This is a genomic window from Deefgea chitinilytica (genome assembly GCF_016881405.1).
Lineage (GTDB): Bacteria > Pseudomonadota > Gammaproteobacteria > Burkholderiales > Chitinibacteraceae > Deefgea > Deefgea chitinilytica.
Map to the genome: position 1 here is coordinate 126,238 of NZ_WOFE01000003.1, position 17,268 is coordinate 143,505.

The 17,268-nt window shown below is 50.5% G+C and carries 14 protein-coding genes; 11 read left to right on the forward strand and 3 right to left on the reverse strand.

Annotated elements, in window-relative coordinates; all coding sequences use genetic code 11:
• Positions 1-51: 51 nt before the first annotated feature.
• Complete coding sequence (locus tag GM173_RS08560; protein ID WP_203570961.1) at positions 52-3,591, reverse strand: ImpA family metalloprotease; 3,540 nt, start codon at positions 3,589-3,591, stop codon at positions 52-54.
• A 244-nt stretch (positions 3,592-3,835) separates the two neighbouring features.
• Here GM173_RS08560 and GM173_RS08565 point away from each other — a divergent pair, with 244 nt between their 5' ends.
• From GM173_RS08565 to corA, 3 genes are all read left to right on the forward strand, one after another.
• Positions 3,836-6,016: a CHASE2 domain-containing protein gene (locus GM173_RS08565; protein WP_203570962.1), complete on the forward strand. Its 2,181-nt coding sequence runs from the start codon at positions 3,836-3,838 to the stop codon at positions 6,014-6,016.
• 91 nt (positions 6,017-6,107) lie between these two features.
• Entirely contained in the window at positions 6,108-6,794 is a 687-nt protein-coding gene (locus GM173_RS08570) for a FecR family protein (protein WP_203570963.1), read from the forward strand.
• 93 nt (positions 6,795-6,887) lie between these two features.
• Entirely contained in the window at positions 6,888-7,850 is a 963-nt protein-coding gene (corA, locus tag GM173_RS08575; RefSeq protein WP_203570964.1) for a magnesium/cobalt transporter CorA, read from the forward strand.
• 48 nt (positions 7,851-7,898) lie between these two features.
• Here corA and GM173_RS08580 read toward each other — a convergent pair whose 3' ends face one another.
• Together GM173_RS08580 and GM173_RS08585 are read right to left on the reverse strand one after the other, a co-directional pair.
• Complete coding sequence (locus GM173_RS08580; protein WP_203570965.1) at positions 7,899-8,645, reverse strand: substrate-binding periplasmic protein; 747 nt, start codon at positions 8,643-8,645, stop codon at positions 7,899-7,901.
• A gap of 98 nt (positions 8,646-8,743) precedes the next feature.
• Entirely contained in the window at positions 8,744-9,655 is a 912-nt protein-coding gene (locus tag GM173_RS08585) for a LysR family transcriptional regulator (RefSeq protein ID WP_203570966.1), read from the reverse strand.
• Between the two features lie 265 nt (positions 9,656-9,920).
• Between GM173_RS08585 and GM173_RS08590 the strand changes: the two genes are divergently transcribed.
• The 8 genes from GM173_RS08590 to ptsP all read left to right on the forward strand — a co-directional run bounded on the left by GM173_RS08590 (position 9,921) and on the right by ptsP (position 17,219).
• The gene (locus GM173_RS08590) at positions 9,921-10,565 is read left to right on the forward strand and encodes a transglutaminase-like domain-containing protein (protein ID WP_203570967.1); all 645 of its coding nucleotides are present in this window, start codon (positions 9,921-9,923) and stop codon (positions 10,563-10,565) included.
• Between the two features lie 122 nt (positions 10,566-10,687).
• A complete protein-coding gene (gene gshA / locus GM173_RS08595; RefSeq protein WP_203570968.1) occupies positions 10,688-11,968 on the forward strand; it encodes a glutamate--cysteine ligase in 1,281 nt (426 codons plus the stop codon).
• The gene (locus GM173_RS08600) at positions 11,968-12,300 is read left to right on the forward strand and encodes a DMT family transporter (RefSeq protein WP_203570969.1); all 333 of its coding nucleotides are present in this window, start codon (positions 11,968-11,970) and stop codon (positions 12,298-12,300) included. Before gshA ends, GM173_RS08600 begins: the two co-directional genes overlap by 1 nt.
• A gap of 122 nt (positions 12,301-12,422) precedes the next feature.
• Positions 12,423-13,370 carry a glutathione synthase gene (gene gshB / locus GM173_RS08605; RefSeq protein ID WP_203570970.1) on the forward strand — a complete coding sequence of 316 codons (948 nt, stop codon included), beginning with the start codon at positions 12,423-12,425 and terminating at the stop codon, positions 13,368-13,370.
• Complete coding sequence (locus GM173_RS08610; RefSeq protein WP_239078444.1) at positions 13,367-14,422, forward strand: FAD:protein FMN transferase; 1,056 nt, start codon at positions 13,367-13,369, stop codon at positions 14,420-14,422. Before gshB ends, GM173_RS08610 begins: the two co-directional genes overlap by 4 nt.
• Before the next feature lie 227 nt (positions 14,423-14,649).
• A complete protein-coding gene (locus GM173_RS08615) occupies positions 14,650-15,054 on the forward strand; it encodes a PTS sugar transporter subunit IIA (RefSeq protein WP_203570971.1) in 405 nt (134 codons plus the stop codon).
• Between the two features lie 80 nt (positions 15,055-15,134).
• The gene (locus tag GM173_RS08620) at positions 15,135-15,407 is read left to right on the forward strand and encodes an HPr family phosphocarrier protein (RefSeq protein ID WP_203570972.1); all 273 of its coding nucleotides are present in this window, start codon (positions 15,135-15,137) and stop codon (positions 15,405-15,407) included.
• 84 nt (positions 15,408-15,491) lie between these two features.
• Positions 15,492-17,219, forward strand: a complete 1,728-nt coding sequence (ptsP, locus tag GM173_RS08625) for a phosphoenolpyruvate--protein phosphotransferase (protein ID WP_203570973.1) — start codon at positions 15,492-15,494, stop codon at positions 17,217-17,219.
• Positions 17,220-17,268: the final 49 nt, after the last annotated feature.

The following is a 17,268-nucleotide window of genomic DNA, read 5'->3' on the forward strand; positions in this document are numbered from 1 at the left end:
TGCGTTAGCAAGGGCTTTTTTGTACCTGTTTAGGTGATGCTCTCATTCGTTTTAATATGGATAGTTTGGTGTTTGTCCTGCCAAATTGACCCATTGCCCTGTACTGGGTTGATTATGTTTACCGCTGGCTATTGCATAAAACTCTTCTGCAGCAATCGGTAGCCCTAGGCTAGCGACTGAATCGCGCGCGGTTTGCGAGACACTCATGCCGTACATAGCAAATATCGCTCGTAAGTCTTTGCCAATGATTTTTGAGCTGAGCACAAATAACAAATCAGGATTGCTGATGGTGTTATTGCTAAAGCTGCCCATCGCGTATTTATTTTTGTTATTGGCATCCCAGGCACGAGCGACGAGGCGATCGCCTTTGGTGAGCAGCGTAAAGTAGTCGAGCGTGGCCTCCATACTAGGAATGCTTTCCATTGCGCGGTATTTGCTGAACAAGAATGCGAGTTGGAAATGCACCGCGCGCATTGGGTCTTGTCCCTTATTCATATCCCAAAGATTGGCTTGCATATCCAGCAGTTTGGCGTCTCCTGTGAGTCCGCTATTGCGGTTGGCGACGATGCGCTGATACAAACCGGGGTAATCCGTATTGTGGCCCGTATCGATGCCCAGCGTTTTAAATTGGCGCATCATTTGAATGCTGGCGAGAATATTATTGTCACATTCAACCACGCAGCCTTTGCCATTAAAGGTAATGTGCATCACCCGCTGTACTGTATTGTGGCCTAGTTCATGGGCATGCCCCCAACCGGTGCCGCCAATCCCGGAAAAGCCATCAGATGGATTGCCAGAACAAAGATAACCACAGGCCGCGATCCAACCGATAAAGTGTTGCACGCTAGGTGCACGATGAATCGGTCCAGTGCAGTCCCAGCTAAATTGGCTACATAAGGTTGAAACATTATTGCTCATCGGCATATTGTTGTAGCCGTTGGCAATGTGGTTGGAGTCGAACAAGCTGCCTTTGATTTGATCGACAATGACGACTTTAGGATCAGCATTGCCGATAGCTTGCTTGGCGTAGCCTATCGTTTGCTGGATTTCACCACCGACAAATTTGGATGTTTGCCAGCCAAAATCGCCTCGATTAAGGGCGGCTACCGCCTCGGCAATATCGGCCTCAGTTTGTGGTTTAGTAAAGTCAAAGTGGGCGTATTTGGCCGCGCCACGGATGCGTAAAGTCACGCTTTGCCCTGCAGTAGCACCACTGTAGCGCAGCATTAATGGCCCGCCAAATGGCGTCACGAATACGCTTTCTCCGCTGTCTGCTAGCGGAATCGGGAAAGATTGTGGTTCACGCGGGCGTTTGTAGCCTTGGTTTTCGTTATCGGTCAGTGGGTTGCCATAAGCGCGTACATAACTGGTTTGTAAATTGAGCTCACTGGTACCACCATCATTAACTACCTCGATATACACAGGTTTGCCTGGAATTGCACCGCGGCCAATCGCCGTGATGCCAGAACTTTGCGCAATGGTGACTTCGAGCGTTTCGCTTGTGCTGCTTACTGGAATCGCTTGTGCCGCCGCAGGCATGTAGTCACCTTGCCCTGTTTTGCTAACGTTGGTATCGGCTCGATTGTAGGCTACCCACGAGTCTGAGGCGTAGGTACGCAAAAATTTAGCAGGGTCTTTGCTGCGAAAAATAGTGCCATATTGAATACTCGGGCGATATAAATCCGCCCAGTTAATCAACAAGCGATGAAGTTCTGTTGTGGGATTTGTGAAAATATTGATGTTTCGGCTTTGCATCCAAGCCATTTCATCTTGCATTTGTGAAATGGCATTGGTCAAGGCTGTTTCATTGCTGATGTTGAGGTTTGGATTATCTTGGCTCAATTCAGTCAGCGCACGCACGAGGTCGCCCATTTGATCGGCTTTCTTGATGGAGTCCGCGATCGTACGGCTTGCACCGACAGAAACCCCTGCCAACGGTGCAAACCAGTTGCCAGGATAGCCACCCAACTCCATGCCAACGCCCTGCAATACTTTGCGACCACCAGCCGATTCGATCCAGCTTGGGTGCATATAGATTATGGCTTTGCCGTTTTCTTGATATTGGCGAACCAGCGCAGAGAGGGTTGGGCTGTCTTTAACGCCGCCACCAAACACCAGTACATCCGCTTCTCGCCAACAGTTGTTATTGGCATCGGCTAGATCACAGCTAATCACTTGCGGCGTTTTGCCAAGCAGCGTGATGAATTTGCTGACTGTGGGGGCGTCATAGCCTGCTGTGGCAAATTTGAGTGTCGCCGGTAGCGGGCCAGTGGCTTTACCGGTCACCACCCAATTAAATGCACGGGTAAATAAGGGTAGATGTTGTGTTTCCTTGGACTGGTAGGCCATCCAATTGAGCACATTCGCGCCATAGGCGAGCGCACGCCCCTGACCAAACTCTGAAATTGCGGCCATTCCGCTGCCATCGTCGGCCACAATGAATGGTATCGCTGACGTTGAGTTTGAGCGTTGAATTTCGCTACTGCTGCTCGTGCCATGATTCAATGTCAGATTAAGGCTGGCATCACCATAGATATCTGCAATTGCAGTCGATTGGCGTTGTTGGTAACTGATTGCCCGTTCCGTCGCGAGACCTAGCGCTTGCTTGGCGGGGTCAGAAGCGGGTGCAGGTGTCACTGTTGGAGGGGGCGTCACCGAAGGCGGTTTAAAGTCCGGATTGTTTGTGGGCGGCGGTGTGATGACAATATGTCCTGGCGAAGTTGCAACTGGGGTAACACTTGCTCCGGCGCTTGGTGTTGGGCTTGGTGGTTTAGGGGTGCTGCTTGGCTTCATCGTGATAACGGGGCTTGGCGTACTGACTGGCGTGGTTACCGCAGTAGGGGGCGTGCTCGGTTTTAGGTTGGTTTCTGGGGTGTTTGCAATGTCCGTATTGCTACACGGGCCTTGATTTCGCCAGTTTTTCCAATCTTTCCGTTTTTTCCAAAAGGCTGCACTAAAGATATTGGTGCTCACTCGTTTGGGGTTTTTATTGGCATTTTGCTTGTTCGCTTGATAATTACTGCCGCCCAAACTAACGATTTCACCTGCGGCATAGACGATGTTAGACGCCCAAGGTGCGGCGCATTTGGGCGCGATTGGTGCATTCAATAAGGGCGCTGTCGTGCTGGCGATCAGCTGCTCTGTGGAGCTTGCTGGGCTATTGACCGTTGCCGATGTAAAACGACTGACGCTTTGCAAAGGGGGATTGCTTGCCTGCGCCGATGAGGTGTCGCTGGCTTGTTTGTATCCTTGTAGGTACTCGTTGTGGTCGCGCGAAATTGGGGCCAAATACGGGCTGGGTGTGCTGCTCACGGCAGCGTGTTCTGTTTCGATTAACTTAAGTTGCTTGGCTGTGCTGGGCGTCACTGCTGTTGCGGCACCTAGATCCCGCCATAGCGCAGGTGCTTGGCTTGGTTGCCATATTGAATTAGAAATTTGGTCTGTTCGTGCTTGGTAATCACGTCCTTCAAATGTCACCACATCGTTCGTTTGATAGGCCGTGTTGATTTGCCAGACGGGGGCGGCGAAGGTGATTGAAGAATAGAGTAGTAGACCAATTGAGTTAATTAACAGCAGTTTAAGTTTTGGCATGGTTTGGGAAGGGGCTCAATAGATGTTTCGATCAATACAAGGTGGCTGAATATTGAAACATCATATCACAATATTAGATTTTTCTAATTAACAATAGGCTTATAAATCATTGGTTTACGCGGTGTTTTCAATTTTATTACTTACTTGAAATTAAAGCAGAATCACTACATCACTGCTGATACTGAGTTCCCATAGGCAGCAATCGCCGCTAGACTGCTTGTGTACAACAACTCAAGCCATTCCCATGTTGCGCCGCCATCTTGCTGCAGGACTTTCTTTTGTGTGTATTGCCCTACTGCTAATGTATTCATTAGGTTTTGTGGCAATACCTGCACTAAAGATGTTAGATGCTTTGACTTACGACGCGCGGATGCGGCGGATTGCCCCGCAGCAGGCCGATGCTCGTGTGGTGATTGTGGATATTGATGAGGCAAGTTTGGCCACGGTGGGGCGCTGGCCGTGGCCGCGAAATCAGCTTGCGCATTTAGTCGATACGCTGTTCGATCATTATCAAATCCGCGCCTTGGGGTTTGATATGGTGTTTGCCGAAGCCGATCACAGTAGTGGTTTGGCGGCGCTGAAAGATTTGGCGCAGGGCGAGTTAAAAGACAATCCGGCCTTTTTACAGTCACTGCAAAAACTACAAACGCATCTGGATTACGATGCGCAATTTGCCCAATCACTACAACAGCGGCGGATTGTGACTGGATTTTATTTTGCTCGCGATGGCATTAGCAGTGGCGCATTGCCGTCGCCATTACCGATGACCGATTGGGGCGGGCTAGCCCATCGGCTGCATCGTGGCACGACGTTTGGTGGGAACTTGCCGCAGTTGATGGCTCAAGCGGGTGGGCATTTTTTACCGGCAACTGATGGCGATGGCGTTACGCGTCGTATTCCGCTGGCGGTGAATATTCAAGGCGCGGTCTATCCTGCGCTGGGCTTGGCACTAGCGCAAGTGGCGCAAGACTTACCGCCGCCGACTCCTGTTGTTTATGACGATGGTGCTTCGGGCGTGATTGAAGGAATCCGCTTGGGCGAACAGGTGTTGCCGGTTGACGAGGCCGCACGCGCTTTGGTGCCGTATCGCGGCAAGGCGTTCACGCATCACTACTTATCGGCGGCGGATGTTCTGCAGCAAAAGATTCCATTAGAAAAACTACAGGGCAAAATTGTGTTGCTGGGCACGAGCGCGCCAGGGCTGAATGATTTGCGCGCGACGCCGATGGGCGAGTCATTCCCCGGCGTGGAAGTGCACGCCAATTTGGTGTCGGGCTTGCTCGATGGACAATTATTGCATCGGCCCGATTATTTGCGCGCCGCTGAATTGCTGCAGTTATTGGTCTTGTCGGCGCTGCTGTTATTGCTGTTACGGCGTAACTCGCCGCTACGGGCAACGCTAGCGACGATCATTTTGTTGGCGCTGGTGGTGGCGATCAATGTTTATCTTTGGCGGCAGCATAGCTTGGATATGCCGCTCAGTAGCAGTATTGCTTTGATTGCCGCGCTGTATTTTATTCATATGATTTGCGCTTATTTTCAAGAAACCCGTCACAAGCAACAGCTCACGCAACTATTTGGCCAATACGTGGTACCGGAGCTGGTCGATAAAATGAGCGCGTCACCGGCCAATTACAACACGCAGGGGCAGAGCCGCGAGTTGAGCGTGTTGTTTACCGATGTGCGTGGCTTTACGCAGATTTCCGAAGGGATGGATGCCGAGTCACTCGCGAAATACATGAATCAATTTTTGACTGGCATTTCAACCGTGATTCGCGAAGGCGGCAACGCGCCAGCGTATCAGGCGGGAACAATTGATAAATACATCGGCGACTGCGTGATGGCCTTTTGGGGAGCGCCGGTCGCCGATCCGCAGCACGCGCGGCATGCGGTGGCGGCGGCGTTAGAAATTCAAGCAATGCTGTTGACTCTGAATCCACAACTCGAGCAGCAAGGTTGGCCGCCGATTGCGGTGGGAATTGGCATCCACAGCGGCGTGGCGAGCGTTGGCGATATGGGTTCCAAGTATCGGATGAGTTATACCGCGATGGGCGATACGGTGAATTTGGCATCGCGGATTGAGAGTTTGACCAAACTGTATGGTGTGGCGATTTTAGTTAGCGAAGCTACCAAAAATGCCGCGCCTGAATTTGCTTACCTCGAAATCGACCGCGTTCGCGTACTGGGCAAGCAACAGGCGGTGACTTTATTCGCACCAGTTTTGGATACCGAGCGAGAAAAAATCACTACTATGCAGCAGTTTTTGGCGATGTATCGCTCGCAAGACTTTGATTCAGCTGTTCTGCAGTTAGATACTATCGATAACATCGTTTTGCGAAATTTGTATGCCAAGCGGATCGAGCAATGTCGCCTCAATCCGCCGCCCGCCGATTGGGATGGTGTTTATGAATTGGATCGTAAATAAGTTCGCGGCGTGTTCTATACCGACATGAATCTTTGAATATTCTGTTGACGTTTGGTAAACCAAACGTCAACAGACTCTAAAGGAGTTTCACATGTCGGCAGCGCCCTATCGTTATCCCGAAATATCACGCCGTGCTGTTTTGCAGCGCTTTGCCGCCATGCTGGTGCTGGGCGGCTTGTTACCTTGGCGGCAAGCGTTGGCGATGCAGACGGGGATTGTGCGGCTCAAAGGAAAAGTGCATTTGAACGGTCAATCCGCGCGGATTGGGCAATTGGTCAAAGACGGCGATCATGTCGAAACCTTTGCCGATGCTGAAGTGGTGTTTATTGTTGGCAAAGATGCTTATTTACAGCGTGCAGGCAGCAAAATTCGTTTGGAAAGCGGCAGTGGCTCGACGTTTAGCCAAGTATTGCGTGTCATTTCAGGGCGGGTTTTGGGCGTGTTTGCCAAGGGGGATACACAAATTCAAACCCCAACCGTGACGCTCGGAATTCGCGGTACTGGCGTGTACTTGGAAGCCAGTGCGGATAAAACCTATGTGTGCTTGTGTTACGGTACGGCAGAATACATTCCGCTGGCCGATCCTAGCCACACCATCACGCAAACGACGCAGCACCACGAAAAACCGCTATGGATTTACGCCGACGCTAGCCGCCCCTTGATGGCGGCAGCAGAACCGATCAATCACACCGATGCCGAGCTGCAAATGCTCGAAGCTTTGGTCGGCCGCGTACCGCCCTTTATCAGCAATCCTTCGCCGCTGCGAAATCGATATTAAAACTTGCGGCTTGGCTTGGAATACTTGCGATGGGTATGGCGAGGCGGCGTATAATCGCCCGCGTTTCTTGCCTCTTTCACTTAGGGCTTTTTAATGCTGAATGCTTTTGTTCTCTCTGCTGGTCGTTTGATTCAAGTACCGGCCTTGGTGCCTGCCGATTTGTCACGCCCGGAAGTGTTGTGGGTGGATATGGTTGACCCGACCGATGAAGAGCGTGAATTGGTACAGCAGGTGTTCAAGTTGGAGCTGCCCGAAGACGAAGAAGTCAAAGATTTGGAAGAATCTGCCCGTTGCTATGTTGACGAAAACGGGGTGCATATTAGTTCGTTTTTTCTCTCGCACGACGACGATGAATACAGCAACGTGACGGTGTCGTTTTTGCTCAATCAAGGCCGTTTGCTGACTATTCGCCAAGAAGAACTCGCCGTATTTCGGCTGTTCCGTCTGCGTGCGCGGGTGCAGCCAGGCTTTGTGTCGACGGCGCAGGAAATTTTGCTGTCAATTTACGACGCCGCCGTTGAGTACGATGCGGATGTGCTTGAGGCAATTTATACCAAGCTCGACGGCGTGAGCCGCCGCGTGCTCGATCGTAGTGCCGAAATGACCGATGAATTGATGGGGCAAGCACTGGCCGAGTTGGCGGGCCACGAGGACATTAACGGTAAAGTGCGGCTGGATTTAATGGATACACGCCGCGCACTGTCTTTTTTGCTGCGTTCACGCGTATTGGCGGCGGCACAAGAGAGCGATTTACGCGAAGTGTTGCGCGACTTGGAGTCGCTGAACAATCACAGCGCGTTTTTGTTCGACAAAATTAACTTTTTGATGGACGCCGTGATGGGTTTGATTAATCTGGCGCAGAATAAAATCATCAAAATTTTCTCGATTGCCAGCGTGGTGTTTTTGCCGCCAACCTTGGTCGCGTCAATTTACGGGATGAACTTTGCCCATATGCCGGAATTGAGCGAAAACTGGGGCTATCCGGCGGCACTAGTGCTGATGATTATGTCGGGGATTGCGCCGTATTGGTTCTTTAAACGTAAAGGCTGGTTGTAGGGTATTGGCTTGGGATATTTTAAAGTCAATGTTTTTGCAGGTATACCTCTATTCTTTTTTGATGGTGAGCGGCGTTTTATTGGCTTTTAGACTTTGATTGAATTCGTGTATTAATGGCAGCATTTTCATGCTTTTGGCAAACCCCAAATGCAGTGGGTCGCGCACCAGTGGGTTCGCCAAAATCACAAATTCATGTTTATTTGCCAAGAGTTCTGGGTCGCTTTTGAGAATGGCATCCAAGCCAATTTGTCCGTGCGAAACCACCGCCGCATCTAGCCGCCCACGCAGTAATTTCCGGATCCGAATCACGTCGGTGGTGCTTAAATCGGCTTTTAAAGCGCCATTTTTAACGGCATTGTCGATCTGTTCACCGTAGCTTGCGCCTAAATGCATGCCGATTAGTTTGTTTTTTAAGTCATCCAAGGTTTTAAATTCAAATTCTTTGCCACGGCGCACGGCTAAATAAATGTTGTCCTCAAAAATAACGTCGGAATAATCAAATAGCGCCAGCCTTTCCTTGGTTTTCGAAAGCCCAATCACCCCGCCCTTACCTTTTACGGCATATTCATAAGCGCGACGCCACGAGGTTGGCTCTAGTTTGAGTTTTTGAGAGCTGAATTTTTCAAAATTGCGCACCGCATCGGCCATTACGCCGCGTGCTTGGCCTTGTGCGTCTTTATACATAATCGGTGGATAGTCTTCGTCGGCGTAAATGATGACTTCGTCTGCGTGGCTGGGTAAAGCAAGCAGGGCGCAAAGCCAATAGCAGCAAGTTGATTGCAATATTTTGAGCATGATCTTCACCTGCAAACAGACGATGTGCCTTCAATCTAATGTGTAAGAATTACAGACGCATATAAAAATTACAAATTACTGTGCTGAACGGAGTCTGCCTATAATTTTTGCGCCAAATGCGCGCGTAAAGCGGGCTCAATAAAATCGATAAAAACGCGATATTTCCGTGGCATCGCGGCGCGGTGCGGGAAAACCAGATACATCGGCGTTGGTTTTTCATACCACTGTGGTAGCAGCGCTTGCAGCAACCCCAGCCGACAATAACTATCACCGACGATTTCTGGCAATAGTGCAATGCCGTGCGCTGCGACTGCACTCATTGCGAGGGTGGGATTGTTATTACTACATAGCACGGGTTGTAAATTGACGGTGACCAACTCTTTGGCATTGCGTAACTGCCATTGCCGCGAGGCTTGGTAGTCATCGCTGAGCAAGATATCGTGCCGCGCCAAGTCGGCAGGCTCTCTGAGCGGTGCGGCTTGATTGAGGTACGCGGGGGCGGCGTAAAGTTTATCGAGCGAGTAGCCGAGCAATTTGCCAACCAAACGTTCATCGCCCACTTGGCCGGCGCGGATGCAAAAATCAATATTTTCGACAATCGGATCCTGAAAACGACTATTGGCGTCGACGCGAATCCGTAGCTTGGGCTGAATTTTGCTAAATTGCGCCATTAATGGGCCAACGACATATTGCGCCATCGATGGGGTGGTGCTGATCAGTAATTCGCCCTCGATATGTTGCTGCGTATCTTCAATATCCAGTCGAACCTGCCCGAGCAGTTCGCGTAGCGACATCGCGTGCGGTAGCAGCTTATGCCCCGATTCGGTCAAGGAAATCCGCCGCGTGCTACGCAACAGCAGCACACTGCCGAGCTCATGCTCGAGCTGGCTGATGAGTTGGCTCACATGGCTTTTGGCGCAGCCCAATTCGGCAGCGGCGGCGGTAAAACTGCCCAGCCGAGCGAGAGATTCAAAAGCGATCAAGGCTTCGGGTAATAGTTTTGTTTTCATTAGAGAACAGTGAGTTTTAGTTTCGATGGCTAATCAACACCCTATTATGCCCATAGGATAGCGATATGGGGTGAATTGATGCGGGGTGGGTGATGTGGAGTTGGGTGTGTGCAATATGGCTTTTTCTGACTGAAAACCAATCAAAGTATGATGCTTTTGCGCGTTCTCATCATGAATGGTGGCGCGGCTTGAATTCGCACTGTCGACAAAGCTGCCGCGATGAAAGCGAGGCGCTTGAACAATTGCGTGATCGCTGGCGGCGTTAATGATGACGATTTGTTCTGAAATACAAAGTAATCCCTTACTACCTGCGCTCGTGTCTGTCGATTTTTTAGGCCACGATGCGATAATCGATTGGCAGCATCCGCATATTCGCCAATTGGCGCAGCGATTACGCGGCGATTCGCCGAGCCAAACGGTGCGGCATTGTTTTGAGTGGGTGCGTGACGAAATTTCGCATTGCTTGGATGTCGGGCGTGAAGAGGTGACTTGCGTTGCGTCGGATGTCCTCGCGGTGGGAACGAGTTTTTGCTACGGCAAAAGTCATTTGCTGGTCGCGCTATTGCGCGCGAATGGTATTGCGGCTGGTTTGTGTTATCAGCGGCTGACGTTTGCGGGCGTGCAACCGCCGTTTTGCTTACATGGTTTAGTCGCGGTTTGGTTGGCAGATTACGGTTGGACGCGTTGCGATCCACGTGGCAATAAACTGGGCGTGAATGCACAATGGACGCCGGGTCAGGATAATCTGGCGTTTTCGCATGACTTGCCAGGGGAGTGTCTTTTCGATGGAGTTTATGCCACGCCTTGGCCGAGCTTAGTCAAGGCTTTAGCAGGGCTGAAGCACGCCTCCCATTTTCGGTTTCGGCCGATTGATTTATTTTCTTCTGATGTATGTCTGTCTAGCCACTGATTAATAATGTTTAGATAGATATACATCAAGTAAAGCTAGTGCGGGGTAATACTGCCGCTTGAATTTGCCGTCCTCGCCGCCATATCTTGCAAATTACTTTCTAATTTTTTGCCGGAGTCGCCATGAGCGTGCCGCATTTGACCACTGCCTTAACCGGCCCCCTCTTAGACCTTGAACGCAAAATCCTTGCGGCGCAGCCAGAAATTGAGCATTGGTTCCGCAATCAATGGCAAGAGCACACGCCGCCGTTTTATGGCTCGGTTGATTTACGTAATGCGGCGTACAAGCTCGCTCCGGTAGATATGAATCTATTTCCGGGCGGCTTTAATAATCTGAACCCCGATTTTCATCCTTTAGCAGTGCAAGCGGCGATGATGGCGCTGGAAGGCTATTGCCCCGACGCGCGCCGGGTGTTGCTAATCCCTGAGAATCACACGCGCAATCAGTTCTATCTGCAAAACGTCGCCGCATTGGCCAAAATTTTGCGCCAAGCAGGGATGGTGGTGCGTATCGGTAGCCTCAATCCTGAAATCACGAAGGCCACTACGCTGGAGTTGCCCGATGGTTCGACGATGGTGCAAGAGCCGGTGGTACGTACAGGTAATCGCGTTGGTTTAGGGACTGATCTGAGTGAGTTTGATCCTTGCGTAGTACTGCTCAACAATGACCTGTCATCAGGTATTCCAGCGATTTTGGAAAATATCGAACAAACCTTGTTGCCACCGCTGCACGCGGGTTGGTCGACGCGGACTAAAACGCAGCATTTCACCGCCTACGACAAGGTAGTGAGCGAGTTTGCTGAACTCATCGGCATCGATCCCTGGGTGGTGAATCCTTATTTTGACCATGTTGATGGACTTGATTTCCAATCGCGCGAAGGCGAAGAAAAGCTCGCTGCGACCGTGGATGCGATGATTGCCAAGATTGCCGCCAAATACGCCGAGCACGGTATCGCGCAAACGCCGTTTGTCATTGTCAAAGCCAATGCCGGTACTTACGGCATGGGTATTATGAGCGTGAAATCGGGCGAAGAATTGCTCGGTCTTAATCGCAAGCAACGCAATAAGATGTCGGTGATTAAAGAAGGCGTCACCGTGCACGATGTGATTGTGCAAGAGGGCGTGCCGACGATGGAAGTGGTTGACGATGGTGTGGCTGAACCGGTCGTGTATATGCTCGATCGTTTTGTCATCGGTGGTTTTTATCGCGTACATACAGGGCGTGGTATCGATGAGAATCTAAATGCACCGGGTATGCACTTCAAACCGTTGGCCTTTGCCACTCCGCTGACTACACCCGACTGCGATGGCTCGCCTGATTGTGAAGCAAATCGTTTTTACGCTTACGGCGTTGTCGCGCGTTTGGCGCTGTTGGCTGCTTCACTTGAATTGGAGCAAGGCTAATGTCGGCGCTGACCCAAGCTTGGCTGTATTTGCTGGCGGCGGGTCTGTGCGAAATTGGTTGGCCGTTGGGTTTTAAATTGTCACAGACATCAAGCTATCCAAAGCTTGCGATTGCGGCGTCTATCGTTTCCATCGCCGTGAGTGGTTTTATGTTGTGGTTAGCGCAAAAGCATATTCCGATTGGTACGGCGTATGCAGTATGGACGGGCATCGGCGCTGCAGGTACATTTTTGGTCGGCGTATTATGGTTTAACGACCCGCTCACCGTGATGCGTAGCGTTGGTGCGATGCTGATTATTGGTGGCGTGATTGTGATGAAATTGGCGCATTGATTGGAGCAATTTTATGCGTATATCGACGAAATCATTTATAAATAATAGCTAGGCTAATATACATGTAGATTTTGAGGGTTTTTCCTTCACTGCTCACCCTTACTCCTCACGGGTAATTAAAAATGCGCTTTTTGTTTGTCGTTGATCCACTCGCCAGTTTCAAAATTTATAAAGACAGCACTTATGTGATGATGCGCGAGGCGATTGCTCGTGGGCATCAGGTGTGGACTTGCTTGATTGATGAGCTGAGCCTGAAAAACACCTTGGTACAGGCCGCTGCACGGCGCTTAACCATTCATGATGTTGAATCGGGTAAAACTTGGTACGGCGAGGGCGAAACTGAAACCATCGCGCTGCGGGAATTTTCTGGCGTCGTGATGCGTAAAGACCCACCGTTTGATCAGCAATATTATTACGCTACCCAATTGTTCACCTTGGCCGAAGAACAAGGCGCGAATGTGTTTAATAGCGGCCAAGCGCTACGCGATTTTAATGAAAAGCTGGCGATTTTTAAGTTTCCGGAATTTACGACGACCACGATGGTTAGCCAAAATCCGGCTGATATTCGCGCTTTTGTCATTGAACAGGGCGATGTGATCGTGAAGCCGCTCGATGGTATGGGTGGGGCGGGTATCTTCCGCTTGCGCCCAGATGACGCCAATTTGGGGTCAATACTCGAGACACTCACCGCCAATGGCACACAAACTATCATGGCGCAGCAATATCTACCCGCGATTGTGGATGGCGATAAACGCATTTTGCTCATCGACGGTGTGCCAGTCGATTGGTGTTTGGCGCGCATTCCAGCGCAAGGAGAAACGCGCGGCAATTTGGCCGCAGGCGGAACTGGGGTGGCTAGACCGCTGACGCAGCGTGATCGAGATATCGCCGAAAGCCTAGGCCCCCGTTTGGCGGCGCAAGGTCTGCTATTGGTTGGTTTGGATGTGATTGGCGATAATCTGACTGAAGTGAACGTGACCAGTCCTACATGCTTCCAAGAAATTACCGCGCAATCAGGAATCAATGTTGCAGCGCTGTTTATTGACGCGCTAGAAAGGAAAATCATTTGATTCAAGAGCTCTGCGCCCGTTTAACAAGCCGCTGGTTGGTGCTAGCGGCTTTGGTGCTTTTAGCGGGCTGCGATAAACCGCAGCTTTATACCCAAGAAAGCTATGTATTTGGCACGCGGGTGCAAATTAGTATTTATGGTTTGGAAGAGGATGTTGCCGCTAAGCATGCCGGTGCGGCATTAAAAGAATTAGATCGGCTGCATGCCAAATTACACGCTTGGCAACCTTCCGAAATTACCCGTCTTAATACCGCGTTTGCCAACGGTGAAGCGGCGGTAGTGGATATTGAATTAGCACAAATGCTACAAGAAGCCGCCGATTATGCGCGGCGATCAGATCAATTATTCAACCCTGCGGTCGGGCAATTGGTGAGGCTGTGGGGGTTTCATCAGGATACCTTTGCCCCCCTGACTCCGGATCCACTGAAATTGCAGGCGGCCTTGGCGGCGCAGCCGAGTTTGGAGAATCTAGTTTGGAATGGCGCGAGTGTCAGCAGCAATAACCCACATGTCGCCCTTGATTTGGGTGGTTTTGCCAAAGGTTGGGCGCTGGATCATATTGCCAATCAGTTCCGTAAAAAGCGGGTGATGAATGCGCTAATCAATATCGGCGGGAATGTGCTGGCCTTGGGCAAAAAAGGCGGAGAGCTGTGGACCGTCGGCCTGCAAAGCCCACGCCGCCCCGAAGCGATGGCGACGATTGCGCTCAATGATGGCGAAGCGATTGGTACTTCGGGTGATTATCAGCGTTTTTTTGAAATCAAGGGTAAACGCTTCTCGCACATTATTGATCCGCGTACTGGGCAGCCTGCGCAAGGGATGCAGGCCGCGACGGTGTTGGCTTCTGCTAGTCAAGACGCCGGCGCGATTTCAGATGTGGCGACTAAGCCGATGTTTATTAACGGCACTGCAACAGCGCTACAGTATGCTGCTCGCTTTGGTGTCAAAGAAGTGCTGCTGATTACCGCGAATGGCGATGTGTATATCACCGAGCAATTACAAGCGCGGCTGAAATGGCTGATACCACCACCGCATCTTTATCGTCTGCGTTAGCGCTTTTAGCTTAGTCAGCATCAGTCATTGACTGCAAGTTGTTGTAGCGATGTGTCTAGGTACTATGAACATGTCGTAAGTTTAAAAACAGTTATATTATACAAAGCTAGCTTGATTTTAAGGCCCACAAGGCAGGATCTGTTGATGTTGGGTTTGCTGCCGCCGCAGTGCGGTTGGCAAATTCAAAGACAATAGACCCAAACAGTTGTAAAAGGACTCCAACACACATGGTCGGAATCATCATTGTCACGCATTACACAATGGGCGAAGCCCTGATTGCTTGTGCTCAGCACATCATGGGGCGCGCCTTGCCGCAGCTTGCGCAGCTGGCGGTGAGCAAATCGGATGACCCCGAAGAGTTGGTGCAGCGCGCACAAGCCCTTATTCGTGAATTAGACGATGGCACGGGTGTTTTATTACTTACCGATATTTATGGTGGAACACCATCGAATATCGCCAATCGCTTGATTGTGCCGGGCAAAGTTGAAGCCGTTGCTGGCGTGAATTTGCCGATGCTGGTGCGCGCATTAACGTATGGTCATCAATCGCTTGATATAGCGGTCAGCAAAGCGATTACAGGGGGTTTGGAAGGCGTACTGTATATGTTGCCGACCATACAACCAGAGATTTGAATTGCAGTAATCAGGCAGAGTCGGCGGCTTAATGTGGTGTAGGCCGCCATCGATGCAGTAAAAGATAAGGGCGTTTTCATATGCAGCAGCAAGAAGTTGAAATTATTAATAAATTAGGTCTGCATGCTCGTGCATCGAGTAAGCTGACTCAGCTAGCGAGCCAGTTTCAGTGTGAAGTGTGGATTACCCGCAATCAACGCCGCGTCAATGCCAAATCAATTATGGGTGTGATGATGTTGGCGGCCGGCAAGGGTAGCAAAATTACGATTGAAACCAGCAATGCACCGGATGAAGAAGCTGCAATGGCGGCTTTGCTTGCGTTGATCGCCGATAAATTTGGTGAAGGCGAGTAAAGCCGTAACGACTTGCAATCCATCATATTGACCTTGGACAAAGAGCCAAAGGCAGTGGCGGTAACGCCGAGCGGAGGGTAGTGGATGAGTATTACTTTGCATGGTTTGGGAATCGGTGGCGGGATCGCCATCGGTCACGCTCATTTGGTGTCACAAGCTGATATCGAGATTGTGCATTATCAAATTCCCCCTGAGGCCATCGCCTCGGAAGTCACACGCTTTGAAGACGCAATTCGGAGTACGCGTAAAGAGCTTGAGATGTTGTGGGGAAGCATCCCAGAAAATGCACCAACCGAGTTGGGGGCGTTTTTAAGCCTGCATATTATGCTGCTCAACGACCATACGCTGTCGAAAGACCCCATTCAATTGATTCAAACGCAAAAATGCAATGCCGAATGGGCGTTACAACAGCAACTTGATGTGTTGCTGGCACAGTTTGATGAAATTGAAGAAGAATACCTCCGCGAGCGCCGCACCGATGTGATTCAAGTGACCGAGCGGATTTTCAAAACGCTAGCCGGTCACGAGCCGATTTTTCATGCGCCGCATTGCGGCGGTGATGATTGCATTTTGGTGGCGCACGACTTGTCGCCGACCGATATGGTGCTGTTCAAAGACACCAATTACCGCGCCTTTATTACTGATGTGGGCGGGGTAACCTCGCATACGGCCATTTTAGCGCGTAGTTTGGATTTACCCTCGGTGCTGGCTTTGCGCCATGCACGCGAGATGATCCGCGAGCAAGAGCTGATTATCGTTGATGGTATCAACGGTGTCGTGATTATTGATCCCGATGAAACCATTCTGGCCGAGTACCGCCTGCGGCAGGGCGAATGGCAGCTCAAACAAAATGCGCTGCAAGATATTCGAACCAGCCAAGCGGTGACGCTTGACGGTACTACGGTCGAGTTGTTTGCCAATATTGAATTGCCAGAAGATTGTGATTTAGCGCTTGAAAATAGCGCATCAGGGATTGGTTTATTCCGTTCCGAATTTTTGTTTTTAAAAGAAGACGACCTACCAACTGAGGAAGAGCAATTTATCGCCTACAAAGCCGTTGCCGAGTCGATGCAAGGCCGTGCGGTGATTATTCGTACCGTTGACTTAGGCAAAGACAAAATTCCTTCGTGGCAATCGGAGAGCGAAGCGCCCAATCCAGCGCTCGGTTTGACCGGAATTCGGCTGTGTATGGCCGAGCCACAAATGTTCCGCACTCAATTGCGTGCTTTATTGCGGGCTTCGGCGTACGGCAATATTAAATTACTGCTGCCGATGCTCTCGACGATCAGTGAGGTAAAGCAAACCCGGGCGCATTTAGACGAAGTGATGGCCGATTTACGCGCCAACGGTATCGCGTTTGATGAGCAAATTGAGCTGGGGGGAATGATTGAAGTGCCTGCTGCAGCGATGGCGGTGGGGAGTTTCTTGAATCATTTGGATTTTGTGTCGATTGGTACCAATGATTTGATTCAGTATTCCTTGGCGGTGGATCGCAATGATGATGCAGTAAGCCATTTGTACGATCCGCTCAATCCTGGTGTGCTTCAACTATTGCACCATGTGATTAGCACTGCCAATCGGCTTGGAAAGCCAGTATCAATGTGCGGAGAAATGGCGGGTGATCCAAGCTTAAGCCGCTTATTGCTAGGTCTTGGTCTACGCCGCTTTTCGATGTTGCCGATTCAATTGCTGAAAGTAAAACAGTTGATTTTGTCTGCTGAAATGGACTATATCAAACCAATCGTGGCGAAAATGCTGGATGCAGAAGACAGCGATCGTTTGCGTGAACTGTTACAGGAACTCAATCGATAGTGAGGTATTGCCATCAGGTCTTTATATTTGAGAGGCTTGATGGGGATAC

What these genes read in the sequence shown, in the direction of transcription:
- GM173_RS08560 (WP_203570961.1), bottom strand. Translation starts at nt 3,591, where the DNA reads ATGCCAAAACTTAAACTGCTGTTAATTAACTCAATTGGTCTACTACTC.
- GM173_RS08565 (WP_203570962.1), top strand. Translation starts at nt 3,836, where the DNA reads ATGTTGCGCCGCCATCTTGCTGCAGGACTTTCTTTTGTGTGTATTGCC.
- GM173_RS08570 (WP_203570963.1), top strand. Translation starts at nt 6,108, where the DNA reads ATGTCGGCAGCGCCCTATCGTTATCCCGAAATATCACGCCGTGCTGTT.
- corA (WP_203570964.1), top strand. Translation starts at nt 6,888, where the DNA reads ATGCTGAATGCTTTTGTTCTCTCTGCTGGTCGTTTGATTCAAGTACCG.
- GM173_RS08580 (WP_203570965.1), bottom strand. Translation starts at nt 8,645, where the DNA reads ATGCTCAAAATATTGCAATCAACTTGCTGCTATTGGCTTTGCGCCCTG.
- GM173_RS08585 (WP_203570966.1), bottom strand. Translation starts at nt 9,655, where the DNA reads ATGAAAACAAAACTATTACCCGAAGCCTTGATCGCTTTTGAATCTCTC.
- GM173_RS08590 (WP_203570967.1), top strand. Translation starts at nt 9,921, where the DNA reads ATGATGACGATTTGTTCTGAAATACAAAGTAATCCCTTACTACCTGCG.
- gshA (WP_203570968.1), top strand. Translation starts at nt 10,688, where the DNA reads ATGAGCGTGCCGCATTTGACCACTGCCTTAACCGGCCCCCTCTTAGAC.
- GM173_RS08600 (WP_203570969.1), top strand. Translation starts at nt 11,968, where the DNA reads ATGTCGGCGCTGACCCAAGCTTGGCTGTATTTGCTGGCGGCGGGTCTG.
- gshB (WP_203570970.1), top strand. Translation starts at nt 12,423, where the DNA reads ATGCGCTTTTTGTTTGTCGTTGATCCACTCGCCAGTTTCAAAATTTAT.
- GM173_RS08615 (WP_203570971.1), top strand. Translation starts at nt 14,650, where the DNA reads ATGGTCGGAATCATCATTGTCACGCATTACACAATGGGCGAAGCCCTG.
- GM173_RS08620 (WP_203570972.1), top strand. Translation starts at nt 15,135, where the DNA reads ATGCAGCAGCAAGAAGTTGAAATTATTAATAAATTAGGTCTGCATGCT.
- ptsP (WP_203570973.1), top strand. Translation starts at nt 15,492, where the DNA reads ATGAGTATTACTTTGCATGGTTTGGGAATCGGTGGCGGGATCGCCATC.